The organism is Priestia sp. YIM B13486 (assembly GCF_042787865.1).
Taxonomy (GTDB): Bacteria; Bacillota; Bacilli; order Bacillales; family Bacillaceae_H; genus Priestia; species Priestia megaterium.
Genome location: NZ_JBHZOZ010000015.1, coordinates 66,903 through 82,910, shown reverse-complemented (window position 1 = coordinate 82,910; position 16,008 = coordinate 66,903). Strand labels below are relative to the sequence as shown.

Annotated in this window: 19 protein-coding genes; 15 read left to right on the top strand and 4 right to left on the bottom strand. The window is 37.3% G+C overall.

What is annotated here, in order from left to right; all coding sequences use genetic code 11:
- Positions 1 to 65 precede the first annotated feature (65 nt).
- Complete coding sequence (locus ACFX4G_RS25225) at positions 66 to 1,103, bottom strand: acyltransferase family protein (RefSeq protein WP_013058723.1); 1,038 nt, start codon at positions 1,101 to 1,103, stop codon at positions 66 to 68.
- 408 nt (positions 1,104 to 1,511) lie between these two features.
- On the opposite strand from ACFX4G_RS25225, the gene ACFX4G_RS25220 reads away from it, so the two are divergent.
- The 3 genes from ACFX4G_RS25220 to ACFX4G_RS25210 all read left to right on the top strand — a co-directional run bounded on the left by ACFX4G_RS25220 (position 1,512) and on the right by ACFX4G_RS25210 (position 3,052).
- Positions 1,512 to 1,727, top strand: a complete 216-nt coding sequence (locus tag ACFX4G_RS25220) for a YozE family protein (protein ID WP_013058722.1) — start codon at positions 1,512 to 1,514, stop codon at positions 1,725 to 1,727.
- Between the two features lie 202 nt (positions 1,728 to 1,929).
- Positions 1,930 to 2,616 carry a hypothetical protein gene (locus tag ACFX4G_RS25215; RefSeq protein WP_013058721.1) on the top strand — a complete coding sequence of 229 codons (687 nt, stop codon included), beginning with the start codon at positions 1,930 to 1,932 and terminating at the stop codon, positions 2,614 to 2,616.
- A 265-nt stretch (positions 2,617 to 2,881) separates the two neighbouring features.
- Positions 2,882 to 3,052 (top strand): YozD family protein, encoded by a 171-nt coding sequence (locus tag ACFX4G_RS25210; RefSeq protein WP_013058720.1) that lies wholly within the window; start codon positions 2,882 to 2,884, stop codon positions 3,050 to 3,052.
- 58 nt (positions 3,053 to 3,110) lie between these two features.
- On the opposite strand, the gene ACFX4G_RS25205 is transcribed toward ACFX4G_RS25210, so the two are convergent.
- Positions 3,111 to 4,172 carry a DUF2515 family protein gene (locus ACFX4G_RS25205; protein WP_097824459.1) on the bottom strand — a complete coding sequence of 354 codons (1,062 nt, stop codon included), beginning with the start codon at positions 4,170 to 4,172 and terminating at the stop codon, positions 3,111 to 3,113.
- A 117-nt stretch (positions 4,173 to 4,289) separates the two neighbouring features.
- Here ACFX4G_RS25205 and ACFX4G_RS25200 point away from each other — a divergent pair, with 117 nt between their 5' ends.
- The 5 genes from ACFX4G_RS25200 to ACFX4G_RS25180 all read left to right on the top strand — a co-directional run bounded on the left by ACFX4G_RS25200 (position 4,290) and on the right by ACFX4G_RS25180 (position 7,573).
- Positions 4,290 to 4,544, top strand: a complete 255-nt coding sequence (locus tag ACFX4G_RS25200) for a hypothetical protein (protein WP_114324454.1) — start codon at positions 4,290 to 4,292, stop codon at positions 4,542 to 4,544.
- A gap of 3 nt (positions 4,545 to 4,547) precedes the next feature.
- On the top strand, positions 4,548 to 5,384 hold the full coding sequence (locus ACFX4G_RS25195; protein ID WP_097824457.1) for a serine/threonine protein kinase: 837 nt from the start codon (positions 4,548 to 4,550) through the stop codon (positions 5,382 to 5,384).
- Positions 5,371 to 6,141, top strand: coding sequence for a sporulation protein (locus ACFX4G_RS25190; protein ID WP_230184520.1), 771 nt, complete (start codon positions 5,371 to 5,373; stop codon positions 6,139 to 6,141). The genes ACFX4G_RS25195 and ACFX4G_RS25190 overlap by 14 nt, the downstream gene beginning before the upstream one ends.
- Positions 6,142 to 6,376: 235 nt before the next feature.
- On the top strand, positions 6,377 to 7,003 hold the full coding sequence (locus ACFX4G_RS25185; protein WP_025750197.1) for a phosphatase PAP2 family protein: 627 nt from the start codon (positions 6,377 to 6,379) through the stop codon (positions 7,001 to 7,003).
- Between the two features lie 246 nt (positions 7,004 to 7,249).
- On the top strand, positions 7,250 to 7,573 hold the full coding sequence (locus tag ACFX4G_RS25180) for a hypothetical protein (protein WP_013058713.1): 324 nt from the start codon (positions 7,250 to 7,252) through the stop codon (positions 7,571 to 7,573).
- 51 nt (positions 7,574 to 7,624) lie between these two features.
- Here ACFX4G_RS25180 and ACFX4G_RS25175 read toward each other — a convergent pair whose 3' ends face one another.
- Positions 7,625 to 7,777 (bottom strand): hypothetical protein, encoded by a 153-nt coding sequence (locus tag ACFX4G_RS25175; RefSeq protein WP_013058712.1) that lies wholly within the window; start codon positions 7,775 to 7,777, stop codon positions 7,625 to 7,627.
- 194 nt (positions 7,778 to 7,971) lie between these two features.
- Here ACFX4G_RS25175 and deoD point away from each other — a divergent pair, with 194 nt between their 5' ends.
- Both deoD and ACFX4G_RS25165 read left to right on the top strand, forming a co-directional pair.
- Entirely contained in the window at positions 7,972 to 8,676 is a 705-nt protein-coding gene (gene deoD / locus ACFX4G_RS25170; RefSeq protein WP_013058711.1) for a purine-nucleoside phosphorylase, read from the top strand.
- A 214-nt stretch (positions 8,677 to 8,890) separates the two neighbouring features.
- Positions 8,891 to 10,339: a SulP family inorganic anion transporter gene (locus ACFX4G_RS25165; protein ID WP_028410908.1), complete on the top strand. Its 1,449-nt coding sequence runs from the start codon at positions 8,891 to 8,893 to the stop codon at positions 10,337 to 10,339.
- A 243-nt stretch (positions 10,340 to 10,582) separates the two neighbouring features.
- Here the strand turns inward: ACFX4G_RS25165 and ACFX4G_RS25160 are convergent, their stop codons facing one another.
- Entirely contained in the window at positions 10,583 to 11,749 is a 1,167-nt protein-coding gene (locus ACFX4G_RS25160) for an FtsW/RodA/SpoVE family cell cycle protein (protein ID WP_014458560.1), read from the bottom strand.
- A gap of 688 nt (positions 11,750 to 12,437) precedes the next feature.
- Here ACFX4G_RS25160 and ACFX4G_RS25155 point away from each other — a divergent pair.
- The 5 genes from ACFX4G_RS25155 (at position 12,438) to ACFX4G_RS25135 (ending at position 15,912) form a co-directional block, all read left to right on the top strand.
- Positions 12,438 to 12,983, top strand: a complete 546-nt coding sequence (locus tag ACFX4G_RS25155) for a hypothetical protein (RefSeq protein ID WP_230184519.1) — start codon at positions 12,438 to 12,440, stop codon at positions 12,981 to 12,983.
- A gap of 160 nt (positions 12,984 to 13,143) precedes the next feature.
- Positions 13,144 to 13,527 (top strand): transporter, encoded by a 384-nt coding sequence (locus ACFX4G_RS25150; protein ID WP_377577720.1) that lies wholly within the window; start codon positions 13,144 to 13,146, stop codon positions 13,525 to 13,527.
- Between the two features lie 140 nt (positions 13,528 to 13,667).
- Positions 13,668 to 14,294, top strand: coding sequence for an FMN-dependent NADH-azoreductase (locus ACFX4G_RS25145; RefSeq protein WP_097824452.1), 627 nt, complete (start codon positions 13,668 to 13,670; stop codon positions 14,292 to 14,294).
- A 255-nt stretch (positions 14,295 to 14,549) separates the two neighbouring features.
- Positions 14,550 to 15,047, top strand: a complete 498-nt coding sequence (locus ACFX4G_RS25140) for a PTS sugar transporter subunit IIA (RefSeq protein WP_013084668.1) — start codon at positions 14,550 to 14,552, stop codon at positions 15,045 to 15,047.
- A gap of 37 nt (positions 15,048 to 15,084) precedes the next feature.
- The gene (locus ACFX4G_RS25135; protein WP_377577716.1) at positions 15,085 to 15,912 is read left to right on the top strand and encodes a PRD domain-containing protein; all 828 of its coding nucleotides are present in this window, start codon (positions 15,085 to 15,087) and stop codon (positions 15,910 to 15,912) included.
- Positions 15,913 to 16,008 lie beyond the last annotated feature (96 nt).

The following is a 16,008-nucleotide window of genomic DNA, read 5'->3' as shown; positions in this document are numbered from 1 at the left end:
GAAATTATTTACTTGGTTTCTTCGAAGAAAATGAAAAAAGTCATACTCCTTTAGGAGTATGACTTTTATGAAAACGTACGTTTGAATGCTAATGAAAATTTCTGAATGGCTTTTTTAGGTGTAACAAACTGAACGATGAGCTTAGTACCTGTAATGAACCAATCGACAATACGGCTGCCGAGAAGCATCGTTACTAAAATGGACAGGGCAATTAAGACGATAATCCCCCATGACGTTGGCTCTAGACTTTTTGAGAAGTCAGTTGTAAAGAACCATTTTAAAATGAAGCCGTGCAATAAATACACGTATAGGGATCGCTGTCCAATGCTTGTTAAAGCAAAACCGCGCGTTGGAATTAAAGCCATAAAGGCAAAAGATACAAGAAAAGCAATTCCATAGTGAGAAACGCGCATTAAAAATTCGGCCACATTGTCGTACGTGTTCGTTCCATACAGCATATCTGTGTAAGCCGTGTCGTCTAAGAAAGAATAGCTTCCGATTAATGTCACTAGTAATACGATGGATGCAATGATTCGATTTCGCGCTGTCAAAAGATTTGTAAAAGGCTCTTGTCGCTGTGACAAATAGTAGCCTAAAAGGAAAAACGGGAAGAAGACAAACATTCGGCTAATGCTTAGAATTTTATCAAATCCGTCAATATCAATGAAGCCCATTGCAAGTCCAAGCGAAATAGAGACAGTTAAGCTAATCCACATCGGGAATTTCGCAAAGAAAGGAAGCATTAATTTCCAAAAAATTAAGCTCAGTAGAAACCACATTGCCCATCTAGGAACCAAATATTGAAGCGTGTACGTTTCATCTGTATAAAGCACGCTATAATATAGGGTATAGATAGTTTGGAAAGCTAAGTAAGGAAGAGCCACCTTTGTAAATATTTTTTTGTAATAGCCTTTTTTATGAAAATTTTTTGAGAAATAACCTGCTAGTAAAATAAAGACAGGCATATGGAAAATAAAGATAAAGTGATAAATGGACAGCATTCCGCTGCTATCTGTTCGGTACGGAGAAATCATGTGTCCAAATACAACCAAAAAAATTAATACAAATTTAGCATTATCAAAGTAAGCATTTCGAGTATTCATAGTATTATTTTTCCTCAACATATGCTGATGTAAACCTCCCACCAACAAGATTTATTTAAATGGCGATTATTGTTAGAATAACCTTTCACTACGGAATTAAAACATGAATTCTTCTTTTTTGCAATTACATAAAGGTTTGAGAAACCTGTCGAATCAATGCTTTTGTTATAAAAACGATGTGTTTTTGTTACAAATGTCTTTTTGAAAAAAGAAAAATATTGATATAACAATATTTATTAGTTACGCTAATAGTGAAATTTGTTTTGCAACTGTAACATGAATTTAATATTTTTTGTCCAGTAAACCACTTATATTGCAGTGTTCGACATCTACATATCACAGAAGAAAGTTGTAGATTTCTTGAAAAAATGATAGAAAAGATACACATACCGCTGGAGGGGGAGTACGATGAAATCCTTTTATCACTATATAATGAAATTCCGATCAAATAAAAAACATGATCGAATGGGAGAGTTTGCGCGAAGTGCTTATGATGATCACAGCTTCCCTAAATCTTCAACAGATTATGACGAACTGAGTTCTTATTTAGAGCTCAACGGACATTATTTATCAAGTATGACTGTATTTGATGAAGCATGGGAGCTTTATCAAAATAATGCGTGAGGAATAAAAAAGCAGGCTGATGGATATCCATCAGCCTGCTTTTTTATTTTCTTTAGTTCATGCAATAAGCAGGGGTAAAAATGATAGAGGGCAATAGATAATAAAGGCTTGGTTCTAAAGATGTTATACTTCCCCTTTTTTAGTTACTGCATATAATATTGTAACTTTTCAGTAGGTGTATGTTTACTAAGGAGGTGCGACGATGGCAGGGAAGAAAAAACCTAAATACGGAATTGGTGAAACAGTCGTTGTAACAATATACGGGACCGTTGGCACTATTACCGATATAAAAGTGATGGATGGGATTTTTGTATACGAAATCAACCATAGTGAAGGTCTTTTTTTAGAAGATACAATTGAGCTTCTAGAAGAATATGAAGGTCAAATATTAGTACAGGAAAGAGTAGAGCTTGAATATAAATTTTTCTTCGGCGATATCGTCCAGGTTTTTAATTATGGAAAAGAGTTATTTAAAATCATTGGTATTCGAACAGAAATATGGCGTTATAAAGAGGATTCATGGGAAGATATTGTCTATGAATTGTCACGTGTAACAGATGGAGAATGGCTTGAGGCTAGTGAAGAAGAACTCATTCTCGTAACTCCTCATGAGGAAACAGAAAATTACGCTCAAAGTGTTGATATGTTGTATTTAGGTAAAGAAATTAAAAAGACGGAGTTGCTACCAAAGATGAAAAAACAAAACGGTTCTGAAAAAGAAGAAGTGAGGTTAACTAAAGAAAAGCATGAGATTATAAACGGTCTTTTAGATGTGTACAATGATTATAAATTTTTGTATGAGCTTTTTGAAGATGAAGAATACGCTGAAGTCATGAACTTAGTGCTGAAACATTTAAAAAAGATAGCAAAATCCGAACAAGGAAAATAGCAGGTAGATGCCTAATAAATAAAAGATAGCCGAGATAGATCATTACATCTCTCTTAGCTATCTTTTATTGTGTATACGGCGATGGTAATGAAAAAAGAATGGGTATAATTACCTTTCTATTTAAACTGCTGAAATTTTAGACATACTATTGCCGAATTGTTCATAAATGTGTATAAGGTAAAACTTCAAGCAGAAGATGGAGTGAACCTATTTTTAAGAAAAATAAGGTACGCTAATCCGTTCAAACGGGATAAGGAGTGATATTGTGAAAGAAATCGAAGTGGTCATTGATACGGAAGAAATTGCGGAGTTCTTTTACAATGAACTAGTCAAGCGAGGCTATGTTCCCGCTGAAGAAGAGCTAGGCGAATTAGCGGATATAACTTTTGATTATCTCATTGATAAATGCATTATTGATGAGCAAGATGAAGAATAAAAAGATAGATACATCTGTAACGACGGGGAAACTCGTCGTTTTGTTTATGAGACAGCGGCTATGAAAAAGGGTTAGCAGCTTTAATAGCAGATTGCACTTTTATATGATGCTGAAGAGGAATTTTTTTAACGGAAGAAGCGGGAATAGACTCAAGGAGAGAAAATATGCTTTCTTCTTCAAACCACTCATCTTTTCTTAAAAAAAGGTGTACGCGGTCTCCCCAGCTCATATTTAACGTCGGGCTATACAGCTTTTTGGAATGAGTTCGATTTTTTGTAAATATATCTGAATTATAATCGCTTCGAGACCCTGTGTGGGGGTGTTTAAGGCTAAATGTATAGATAGAATCATGCAAGTTTGAATAAAAAAGAAGAACGTATAAAGTTTTTCCCACTTCAATCCGTTTTAAGACAGACTCGAAATGATACACTTTTGTGCCACTTAAATCAATGTTATTACCTGAATAATAGGGAAAGACGATTTGAGTCATACCGAGAAAGTTTTGAGTGTGAAACTGCCAAGAGTGAAGAACATCCCGCTGAAACTCTTTTTTAAAGAGAACATTTTTTTCGATATGATACTGTTCGTTCACAATCAGAGCTATTGATAAGAGTGTTTTGTTTCTATGCTGCCAAAAGTCATTCCAAACAGTTTTCATAAAAGAAGATATGTGAAAAGCGGAGAGTAAATGAAACAGATTGCTGTTTTGCTCTTTGCTTTTTTCATAGAGTAACAGCTGAGCGTAAGCATCATGAAAAATGGCGGAATTGGAATGTTCTAAAAACAAGAAGTACGCGTGCTGTTTTTCTGGAGAAAGCAGGGATTTTATTAAGGTAGTGGAGAGATCTGTCATGTAATAGCCGCCGTTCCGTGAAACCAAGTGTGCTAAAAAAGCCCAGTGAATTTCGGGATGTTTTTGATAATAGTCTAAATAAGCTTGGGTACGTGTAACATTGTTTTGATTAGCTTTTTTTACTTTTTTTCGAATCTCTTTAATCAATTTTACGTCTTCTCCGATAAAAGACAGCGGGAGGGTAGCAGGAGGTTTGAGCTGCATCATCTGCTGCAGGCGAAGAACATCCTCCAATCTAATGAGGGGATTTGTGTTAGTAGAAGTCATGTTAAGCCTCCTTTGAAACGTTTAACTATATAAAAAAAGGGTAAGGGACTTTTTGAAACCTTTATAACATTTCGTACGTATAAAGGGTAACAAATGTTAAGAAAAGAGGTTTTCTTTATGTTCAGAAAAATTTTTGAATCATTAACTGGATCTAAACATCGACGCTACAGCAGCAGCGATCGACACTATCGACGTCCTCGTCACTACAGCAGCAGTGATCATCATTACAGACGTCCTCGTCATCATAGCAGCAGTAGCGATTATAAGCGAAGCAAATATTATGACAGCCACAGTCATTCAAAATATGGACACCACCACTATAAGCGTAAGCGTAAAAGCGGAAGTTTCTTCTCAAGCTTTTTCTCAAGTTGATTTATGATGAAAAATCGAATGTTCAAATATCTTCATCGCTGGCTAGTTGACCGCCCTTTTAAAAAAGGAAAAGTCATTTGCGGGCGCTATGAAATCATAGATGTACTGGGAATGGGAAGCTATGGTATAACATATGTTGCTAACGACATTGTGCAACAAAAAAAGGTAGTCGTAAAGCAGCTCCGTAAAACGAAGCAGTGCACGTCCCAGGGGCTGAAGTCTTATCATTATGAAGCAAAATTGCTGTCTCAATTAAATCACCCTCAAATTCCTTCACTGTATGAAGCTATCGAAACAGCTGAAGGCTGTTTCTTAGTGATGGAGTTGATTCAAGGGAAAACGTTTGAAGATTTAATTTTTGAAGAGAAGTGCGTGTATACGGAAGAACAAGCGCTTAACATTTTACTTAATATTCTAGACGTAGTTTCTGCTATTCATGAGCAAGGAATCGTTCACCGTGATCTTCGTATTCCAAATATTATTGATGTTAACGGAACCATCTATGTTATTGACTTTGGTCTTGCTAGATTTTTAGGAGACCATGAAGAAACAAGCACCCTTATAGAAGAACAGCAGTTTATGAGACAAACATCTGCTGCAAGCGATATCTATGCACTTGGTCATTTTCTTTTATTTTTATTATACTCTGGTTATGAGCCGACGGAAAAACAAGAAAGAAGCTGGGAACAAGAGTTACATTTGTCGGCGCCTATTAAGACAATCATTCAAAAAATGCTGAGAGCAGATGAATCGTATGAAAGCATTAAAAGTTTACAAAAAGATATTTATGACTATATAAATAGTAAGAACTCAGGGAGGGGAAAGTATGGCGCTATTTAATAAAGCGTTAGCCCGCATTGGAATTGGTGCAGCGCGAGTGGACGCTAAGCTTGTCAATGATGAATTTCGTGCTGGTGAAAAGATTGAAGGAATTGTTGAAGTGTACGGAGGCAATGTTGATCAGAAAATTGACAGCATCTATCTGCGTCTATTCACAACTTATGTAAAAGAAAGGGACGATAAAAAATACAAGCAGGATATTGAGCTTAATACGTTTAAGATTAACGACCCGTTCACGATTCAACCATCTGAAACGAAGTCTATTCCTTTTACCTTTCAGCTGCCTGATGATACGCCTGTTACATTAGGGAGAACCCGGGTTTGGGTGGCGACGAGCCTTGATATTAAAGACGCCGTTGATCCGTCAGATATTGATCATGTAAAAGTGCTTCCTAACCTTATGGTAACAAGCACAATTGAAGCTATGGAACAGCTTGGCTTTCGCTTGCGCCAAGTCGAGTGCGAAGAAGCCCCTCGCCGGATGAGAAAAAGACTTCCTTTTGTTCAAGAATTTGAATTTGTTCCAAGTGGTGGAGTGTACGCTGGGAAAGTAGATGAAATTGAAATCATCGTACAGCCGAGCGGCTTACATGACTACGATTTATTTATAGAAGTAGATCGACGTGCCAGAGGGTTTGGCGGCTTTCTATCTGAAATGCTGGATGCAGATGAGTCGCTCGTTCATGTTCATGTTTCTGAAAAAGAAATTCCTCAGTTAAAAAATATATTAACCAGTATTATTTCACGCTATAGCTAAGGTGCATAGCTCTCCTTTATTTTTCGTATATTAAAGACAGTAAAAAGAAAGGAGAGAGGTATATGCCGCAATCAAAGCAAACGAAAAAAATAAATGCAAAAGAGGAGTTTTCGGCTGAATTTGTCGTTCATCAAGCTCCTAAGCCAGAAGACTATATTCAGCCAAAACGTGTGAATAAGTAAAGCATGTAGAACACTACATGCTTTTTCTTTTAATAGGTTGGAGGAAATAAAAAATGGTAAACCGCACTACAAAATATTCTCTATTTATTGTATCGCTTTTAGCTTTCTTTTTACTGATTTTATTTACATTTAATACACCTTGGGTGAAACAGCTTGACTTTAATGTGCTTCATACCATTGAAGGATGGAGGACGGACACGTTAACACCCATCATCATATTTATAACAACCGTAGGATCTTGGTATGTTACTGCGCCAATATGGTTTGCAATTATAGTATTTCTTCTTTATAAACGAAAAGGATTGCTCGTTTTATATATCACGCTCGTTTTTTGGGGAGTTCGCGCTTTAAATTGGGGATTGAAGGAGATTTTTGCAAGACCAAGACCTGATTGGAGTCAAGTCGTTCCCGCCTCTCACTATAGTTTTCCGAGCGGACATGCCATGAACTCAATGGCGTTTTACAGCGGAGTACTTTTGTTAATATGGATGTATACAAGAAGCAGGGCTATCAAAACGGCAGCTGCATGCGTAATTGCTATTGTTATTTTATTAATTGGATTTAGCCGTTTGTATTTAGGCGTACACTTTTTAACGGATATACTAGCAGGATATTGTTTAGGACTTGCTTGGTCCTTAGGGGTCTACCTCCTTTCTAAGCGCCTATATAACCAAAAATAGGAGCAATGGTTACATTTTTTTCGTTAATATTTCATTTTGTTTAAGTAGGCCTATTGATTCATCCATTCAAAAACAACTAATGATAAAATGGGAAACAAATATTTTATGTACATGTTTAATAAGAAAAAACTAGTAATTTCGACAAAAAACGTTTTGATTCGATAAAGGATTTTCGGATTTTATCACTAATTATATAAGAATACATGACGTAAAAGAGTAAATACTTGCTTTTGGGTGGAGGGAAGAATGTTGAGTGTGTGGACCACAATAAAAAAACAATTTAATATTAGCACAGAATATGATGTAACCATTATGCAAACAGAAGAAAAAGGCGAAAAGCGCGGATATAAGCCTGTCCATCGTCTAACGATTACAGCATTCGATCATCAAGACGCAGCAACACAAGTATTTCAGATGTTTAATATTGCTGATAATTTGCCAAAAGATTGTGATGCGAGGTTTATCAGCACAGGCGATATTTTGTTAATTGATGAAGGTACTCGAGGAAAGTATTACTACAAGCTATGGACAGACGGCTGGCAAAAAGTGAACCGCCTGCACGTACGCTAAACATAAGGTAAAAGCGACCTACCTGGCCGCTTTTTATTTATATGTTGACCCTTAGTAATCACGAGTATGATGGCCAGGGCCATTTTTTCGGTTTGTTGCTGAATATTCATCTCCATGGGCTTCATGTTCTGCTATAATTGCTTCTTTTGGAATATGATTATTCTTTTTAGGCGAATTAATTCGATTGCGATGTTTTTTTCCCATACATATCACCTCAGCTAACGTTAGTAAATCCCTTGCGCTATTAGCGTACCCTTATATAAAAAGACATACTACGCCATTTTTTGGGCCGTATGTCTTTTTATTTTTGACGCATAATGTTAGAAGTAAATAGACAAGCAAGGGATACAATATGGTATAGTGAAAGCGTAAGATTTTTTACATATAGGAGGTACGAAATGAGCGTACATATTGGGGCAAAACAAGGTGATATTGCAGAAACGATTTTACTTCCAGGTGATCCACTTCGTGCAAAATACATTGCAGAAACGTTTTTAGAAGATGTAACTTGCTATAACGAAGTGCGCGGTATGCTTGGATTCACAGGAACATATAAAGGAAAGCGCGTTTCTGTTCAAGGAACAGGAATGGGTGTACCATCAATTGCTATTTATGTAAATGAACTAATGAATGAATATGGTGTTCAAAACCTAATTCGGGTTGGTACATGCGGAGCAATTCAAAAAGATGTAAAAGTACGGGACGTTATTTTAGCCATGTCTTCGTCAAGTGATTCACAAATGAACCGCGTTAAATTTGGTCCTATCGACTATGCACCAACAGCTAACTTTGATTTATTAAAGCGCGCTTACGATGCAGGTGTTGAAAAAGGCCTTCAGTTAAAAGTAGGAAGTGTATTTACATCTGATCAATTTTACAATGAAGACGGCCAGCTAGAAAAATTGGCAGCTCACGGCGTATTGGCAGTTGAAATGGAAACAACGGCTTTGTATACGCTAGCTGCTAAATACGGCCGTAATGCTTTATCGGTTTTAACAGTAAGTGATCACATTTTCACTGGTGAAGAAACGACGTCAGAAGAGCGTCAAACGACGTTTAACGATATGATTGTTGTTGCGCTTGAAGCAGCAATTAATGAATGAACATAAAGTCGTTTATTTGCTGAATGGCAGCGAAAAGCTGCGACGTAACAAATAAAAAGACGAGAAGCAATCAAGCTTCTCGTCTTTTTATTTGTGAAAATTAATTGTTTCCAAACGGGAAATTGTATGGTACGATTTGATACGTTAAAAACGGCTTTGATTTTCGTGAAAGTCGAAAATCGTATAAAAAATTCATAAGAGGTGATAAACCATCATGATGGCAAGTATTAAACAGCAGTGGTTTTCAAACGTTCGAGCAGATATTTTGTCTGGGATGACAGTTGCTCTTGCGCTTATTCCAGAGGCCCTTGCTTTTTCCATTATCGCCGGTGTCGATCCCATGGTTGGCTTGTATGCATCTTTTTGTATGGCAATTGTGATTGCTTTTACAGGCGGAAGACCAGCTATGATTTCAGCTGCAACAGGAGCAATGTCTTTATTAATGATTAATTTAGTCAAAGATCACGGCATTGAGTATTTATTTGCAGCTACTGTTTTAACCGGAATTATTCAAATTTTACTTGGTGTTTTGAAAGTAGGAAGGTTTTTATCATTTCTTCCTCAAACAGTTATGATTGGATTTGTAAATGCGCTAGGTATTTTAATTTTCACAGCACAGCTTCCGCATTTTCAAGGAGCAAATTGGATGATGTACGCAATGGTAGCCGGAACGCTGCTCATCGTCTATTTGTTTCCGCTCATGACCAAAGCCATACCATCTCCGCTTGTTGCCATTGTCTTGATGACGATTGTAGCGATTGTCTTTCATTTAGATTTAAAAACGGTAGGAGATATGGGGAATATTACGCGTTCGCTGCCGGTTCTTCACTTTCCAAAGGTTGATTTATCAGTGGAGACACTGCTTATCATTTTACCTTATTCGCTTCCTTTAGCGATTGTAGGCCTACTTGAATCTATGCTAACGGCAACGGTACTGGACGAAATTACAGATACGCCTTCGAATAAAAATAAGGAAGCGCGCGGTCAAGGCATCGCTAATATTGTAACAGGTTTCTTCGGAGGAATGGCTGGCTGTGCCATGATTGGACAATCTATGATTAATGTAAAATCAGGGGGACGTGGAAGGTTATCTACCTTAGTCGCCGGAGTCTTTTTATTGTTCTTAATTATGGTGCTTGGCGATGTTGTTAAACAAATTCCAATGGCTGCTCTTGTAGGCGTTATGTTTATGGTAGCTGCTGGTACATTTGATTGGCAGTCCCTTAAAGACTTAACGAAATATCCGCTATCGGATGCTATTGTAATGGTTGTTACGGTGGTTATCGTATTGTTTACACATAACTTAGCATTAGGAGTAATGGTAGGTATTGTTTTAAGCACCATTGTATTTGGCTGGAAGATGGCTAAAATCAAAACAACTTCACAAACAGAAGGCAATATGAAGCAATACAGGGTTTCAGGGCAATTATTTTTTGCCACGATCAGCTTCTTCATGGATGAATTTCAGTATGAAACAGACCCGGATACCATCATTATTGATTTTAGTTCTTCTCATATATGGGATCAATCGGCCGTGATCGGCATCTCAAAAATTATCGATAAGTACGAGCGATTGAATAAAAAGGTTATTGTAAAAGGACTAAATGAAGATAGTAAAAAAATCGTAAGGCAAATTGGCATAACGTCGCTGTCGAACAAATAAAAGGTGTGCAGTAGCACACCTTTATTACTTGTTTCGTTTTAGTAGCTGTATGAGCCAGGTGGAAAAAGAAGTTGTAGATGGAGGTACGGATGTCTGTTTTAACAAAATAGCATAGGCTTTGCGCCGATATTGGTAATCAAGCATGCATATCTACTCCTTTTAAAACAGGATTTGGAAGCGTTTTCTTTATTGTAGCATGCTTAATAGGGAGATAAAAGAAAAAAGAGAGACCATCGTCTCTCTTTAATCATTTCCAAACATATAGCGTTTGTGATGCCATGAGATTCCAAACATCAGACCCATTGCAAACATGTTCCCCATCAGTGAACTACCTCCATATGAAATAAAAGGAAGTGGAATTCCGGTAATAGGCAAGACTTGAATGGTCATACCGATATTTTGAAATACGTGGAACGTAAGCATTGAAATAACGCCTACACATAAGTAAGAATTGAATTCATTTTTTGTTTCAAGGCCTAGCTTGATCAAGTAATAAACGAGTACGAAGAAAAGACTAATAACAATGCTGGCGCCGATAAAGCCAAACTCTTCTCCAATAACCGCAAAAATAAAGTCGGTCTGTCCCTCTGGCAAATAGACAACTCCATTTCCGATTCCTTTACCGTTTACCATTCCTGATCCAATTGCATCTAACGATTTCTTTAAATGATAGCCCTCTCCCGAACTATATGACTCAGGATCAAGCCAAGAATAGATACGTCCAAATTGGTATTGCTTAACCCCTAGATACTTTTCTAATAGGTTAGGTGCATAAACAACAAGTCCCAAAATGACAGAACCAACCGCTGTAATACCTAAAAATGCAGGCGCGATGATTTTCCAGCTTACGCCTGAAACAAATACAAGTCCAACCGTGATTGCTAAGAACACAAGGGCGGTACCTAAGTCAGGCTGCTGCATGATTAATAATAAAGGTAAAGCAAGTACAGCACCCAGTTTACCAAGCAGTAAAAAGTCTTCTCTTACTGTCCGAATACGATATTTTTCATTGTGTTTCACAATGACCGTACTCAGTGTGATAATCAAAAACACTTTCATAAACTCTGATGGCTGTAACGAAAAGCCGGGAAGTGTGAACCAACTTTTTGCCCCGTTAATTTCTCTGGCAATGCTTGACGGAGCCACTAGTAAAAGAAGCAATAAAAAGTTCCCAAATCCATAAAAAACCCACGTTAGCTTTTGAAGCTGATCGGAGTCAAAACGCATGACAAACCCTATAATCACCATTCCGATTATATAAAAAACAACTTGTTGCGCTACGAAGTTCTTATCATACTGCCCAATTTTTTCAGCACTATGGATTGCCACAACGCTTACGCAAAACAATAGGAAGATTAGGAAAGCCAAGTTCCAGTCAAATCTACTAACATTTCTTTGATTTTCACCCATATTATTCACCTGTCACTATTAAATCTCATTCTTTCTTTATGATAAAAGAAAAATGCTGGTTTTTAATGCAAAGTCGATTAATGAAGAGTCGCACTAACCCCACTTTGCAGTTTTTGCTTTGAATATAGACTTGCTAAAAGTAAGAAAAGATATGTCGCAAGCTGCGTTACCATACAGCCTTTTATTATACATGAATTATTCTATAACATAAATAGGAGAAATGATAACAATTTCTTTTTTCTAAAAACTCTATTTGTAGGGATTTATTCAATTCATCTTCTTTATCTCCTTAAAGGTTAATATGAAAACATATTATAGGAATTTATCTTTTTTTGCACGTGAAAAGATAAAGAAACGTGTATATATATAACGAAAGAAAGGGCAAATAGTTTCATATGAACGACTGAAAAATTCTAAACTGCGAGGACTAAATCTAGCAAGCTATACATATGAATAATAGTAAAGATAAGAGAAAGTGTTCTACACTATCTTTTTCTACATGCAGACATTCAACTTCTTAGCACTCCCACAAGTAAACAGTTGAGACAAGAATATAGTTATATTCGACTTTCTTGCTGATGAACGAACGTATGGAAGGTATATGGATAGATTACCGAATCAGACACATAGGATATGAGGAAAATAATAGATAGAGATTAATAGAATCATAACGTAGAGAGGTGTGTTTATGATTATAGGGGCAAGTGTGACAGCATTTTTATTATTATGGTGGACAATTTTTTATAGCGGGCGCTACTATCATTATGTTTCAGAGCCTGTTGGCAAAAGAATTTCCCTTCACGTAGGAATACATGTCACCTTAGTGGTTGGAGTGAATGCATGTCTCTGGCTTGAGCAGCCGCTGCTTTTTTCTAGCATTTTAGCAGGGTGTGCAGGACTAGGAGCCGGATGGTTTGTAGGGATTCCTTTTTCGGTGAAAAGTATTTTAAGTGGAATAATGGGGGGGATAGGAACCGGTGTTAGTTTTTATATCTCTATGAGCATGTGGATGGATCAATTTAACTGGCTATCTTTTTTATTGATAGGAACGAGCGTTATTTTTGGCGGAAGCTCGTTATTTCAAGTGTTAAAATCGATTCCGTCATTTGAAAAGGTACTGGTAAAAATGTGGATTCAACATCCTTTTCTGATAGCTCCTATTTTGATTACCGTATTTTGGCTGTATAATTTTATTGAAAAATATTTTCCGCAAGCAGATCCAACACGCAAGTAGTTTCCGTGTTGGATTTATTATTTCCTCTGATAAGACTCCCCTTTAAGTTTACCAAGTTTAACATCGTTCAATTAGTTTATAGAAGGTAAAAGTAGACATTCACCTATCTTCATTATGATGCATATTGTAACGTAGCAAGCATTATAAAGGGGGAGTGCGTATGTATCCATATCAATACGATCCACGTTTTCAAAATTTGTTTCCACCTGGAGGAGGCCAAGGGTTTCCACCACAGCCACCTGGAGGAGGGGGCCAAGGGTTTCCGCCGCAGGGAGGAGCGCAGCCGCCTTCAAGTCCGCCGCCAGCTTTTACACCTGCACCAAAGCTAGGTTCAGGAGGTCCATCACTTTATGCTGTTGATCCAGGCGCTATTTCAGGGTGCTTATACCGATACACCTATATATGGCCGAGAAATGGTCGACCTTACTGGTTTTACCTAACCTTTGTAGGCAGACGCTCAGTTGCAGGATATCGCTGGACAGGATCTTTCTGGGTGTATGCTGGGGTAGATGTAAATCAAATTCGAGAATTTCAATGTGTATAAAACTCCGCTTGCGGAGTTTTTTTGTGCGAAAAGGTTGACGCAAAAAAAATGGCGTTATATAATAAATCTCGAATTAAAGATAATTTGTTTAGTAATATCTTGAACTAATGATAATAGACACTTTTTAGGAGATGACATTTATGGCAAATGTATTATATGTAAAAGTAAATCCGCAGATTGATGAAGCATCATTTTCAACTCGTTTAGCACAGGTTTTCTTGGATGAGTATAAAACAGCAAACCCGACTGATACAGTGACAACGCTTGATTTGTATAAAGAAACAGTTCCATTCATTGATGGAGATGTTTTAGCGGCATGGGGAAAAGCTGGAGCTGGTGAAGAATTATCAGCTGTTGAATTAGAAAAAGTAACGCGTATGGGTGAATTAGTAGAGCAGTTTTTACAAGCTGACAAAGTTATTTTCTCAGCTCCAATGTGGAACTTAAGCTTCCCTCCACTAATGAAAGCATATATTGATAACATTTTAATTGCAGGAAAAACGTTTAAATATACTGAAAATGGTCCAGTAGGATTAGCTTCAGATAAAAAAGTAGTATTACTAGAAGCTCGCGGAGGCGTTTATTCAGAAGGCCCTGCGGCAGAGCTAGAATTTACTCAAAGCTATTTACGTACAGTGATGGGCTTCATTGGGGTTCAAGATTTCCAATTGGTTGTTGCAGAAGGCATGGCTTACACACCAGCAGAAGCAGACAATATTCTAGCAAAAGCATCTGAAAGAGCAAAAGAAGTTGCATCAACGTTCTAATGTCAAAAGCCCTTTAAAAGGGCTTTTTTTTAGGTTTAAAATTTAATACCCCTCCTTCGGAAAATATGCAAAGGGTTACATAAAATGCAGCATAGAGAACGCACTTCTTATAAAAACGCTTATACATTTTTATTTACAAGACAAAAAAAGCATGGTTAAATAATGACCATGTTAACGTAACATCGGGATAGGGGAAGTTTTTCTGCAGAATCATTGGGGTATGCTACAAGTACAATCTAAAAAAGGGTGATTGAGATGTTTAAAAAATTATTTGGTAATAAGACAAAATCAAAAGAAACAACCGTTCTAGCTCCGCTTTCAGGTAATATCCTGCCAATCAGCGAAGTGCCAGATCCAGTGTTCGCACAGAAGATGATGGGAGACGGTTTTGCAATTGAACCTTCAGAAGGACAAGTTGTTTCACCTGTTGCTGGGGAAGTCGTTCAGCTGTTCCATACAAAACACGCGGTAGGCTTAAAAACAGAAGCCGGTACGGAAGTATTAATACATATCGGCCTTGAAACAGTGGCAATGGAAGGCGAAGGATTCGAAGCTCACGTGGCACAAGGTGACAAAGTAAGTGTAGGAACACCTCTTATCACATTTGATTTAGCGCTTATTCAAGAAAAAGCGAAAAGCATTATCACACCAATCGTTATTACAAACAGTGATGCAAGTGAAAGTTTCGAAATTTTGGCTCAAGGGACGGTTCAAAAAGGCGAAACGGCTTGTGCAAAAGTAACGATGAAGTAATTAGCAAAGCCTTTTCCTTTAAGAAAGGAGAGCGCATTTGAAGATTTTAAAAGTGTTAAATAACAACGCCGTTGTCTTTAAAGAAGGCGGAGTTGAAAAAATTGCGATGGGTCCCGGTATTGCTTTTCAAAAAGGTAAAAATGATCTTATTAATGCTGCAAAAGTGGAGAAAGTCTTTGTCATGAAAGAAGAGCAGGAGAAGTTTCAAGAACTATTAAAAAACCTTCCTGAAGAGCATATTCAAGTGGCGGAAGAAATCATTTCTTATGCTGAGCAGCAGCTTTCTGCTACATTAAGTCATCATGTGCATATTGCTTTGAGCGATCATTTATCCTTTGCTGTCGAAAGGATAGCCCGCGGAATTTCCATACAAAATAAATTGCTTAATGAAATTAAATCTCTCTATCAGCCTGAGTATGCAATAGGAGTATGGGCTCTTCAGCATATCAAAAAGAGACTAGATATCACGATGCCGATTGACGAAGCGGGATATATTGCGCTTCATATTCATACGGCGAAACTGAATTCACCGGGCATGCAGCAGCTCATGATGAATACAACGATTATTAATGAAATGGTTACGATTATAAAAAAAGAGCTGAATATGGAGATTGATGAAAACAGCATGTCCTATCAGCGGCTGCTGACTCACTTGCGCTTCACGTTAAACCGTTTAGCACAAAATGAACCTTTTCATGAGATGGATGAAGAGATGCTTGACGTATTAAAAGTCAAATATAAAAAATCGTATCAGTGTGCTGAAACGATCAAGCAATTTGTCAAAGATGAGTACGAAATTAATTTTCCAGAAGCGGAGCTAGGATATATCACGCTTCACATTTGCCGAATAGAGCAAAGAATATAGAAAAAACCATTGACGAATATTGTTGCTTTGAGTACAATGAAAGCGTATTAATTGAATAATCGGGATTGTGACTGGTAAAGCAGGCAAGACCTAGAA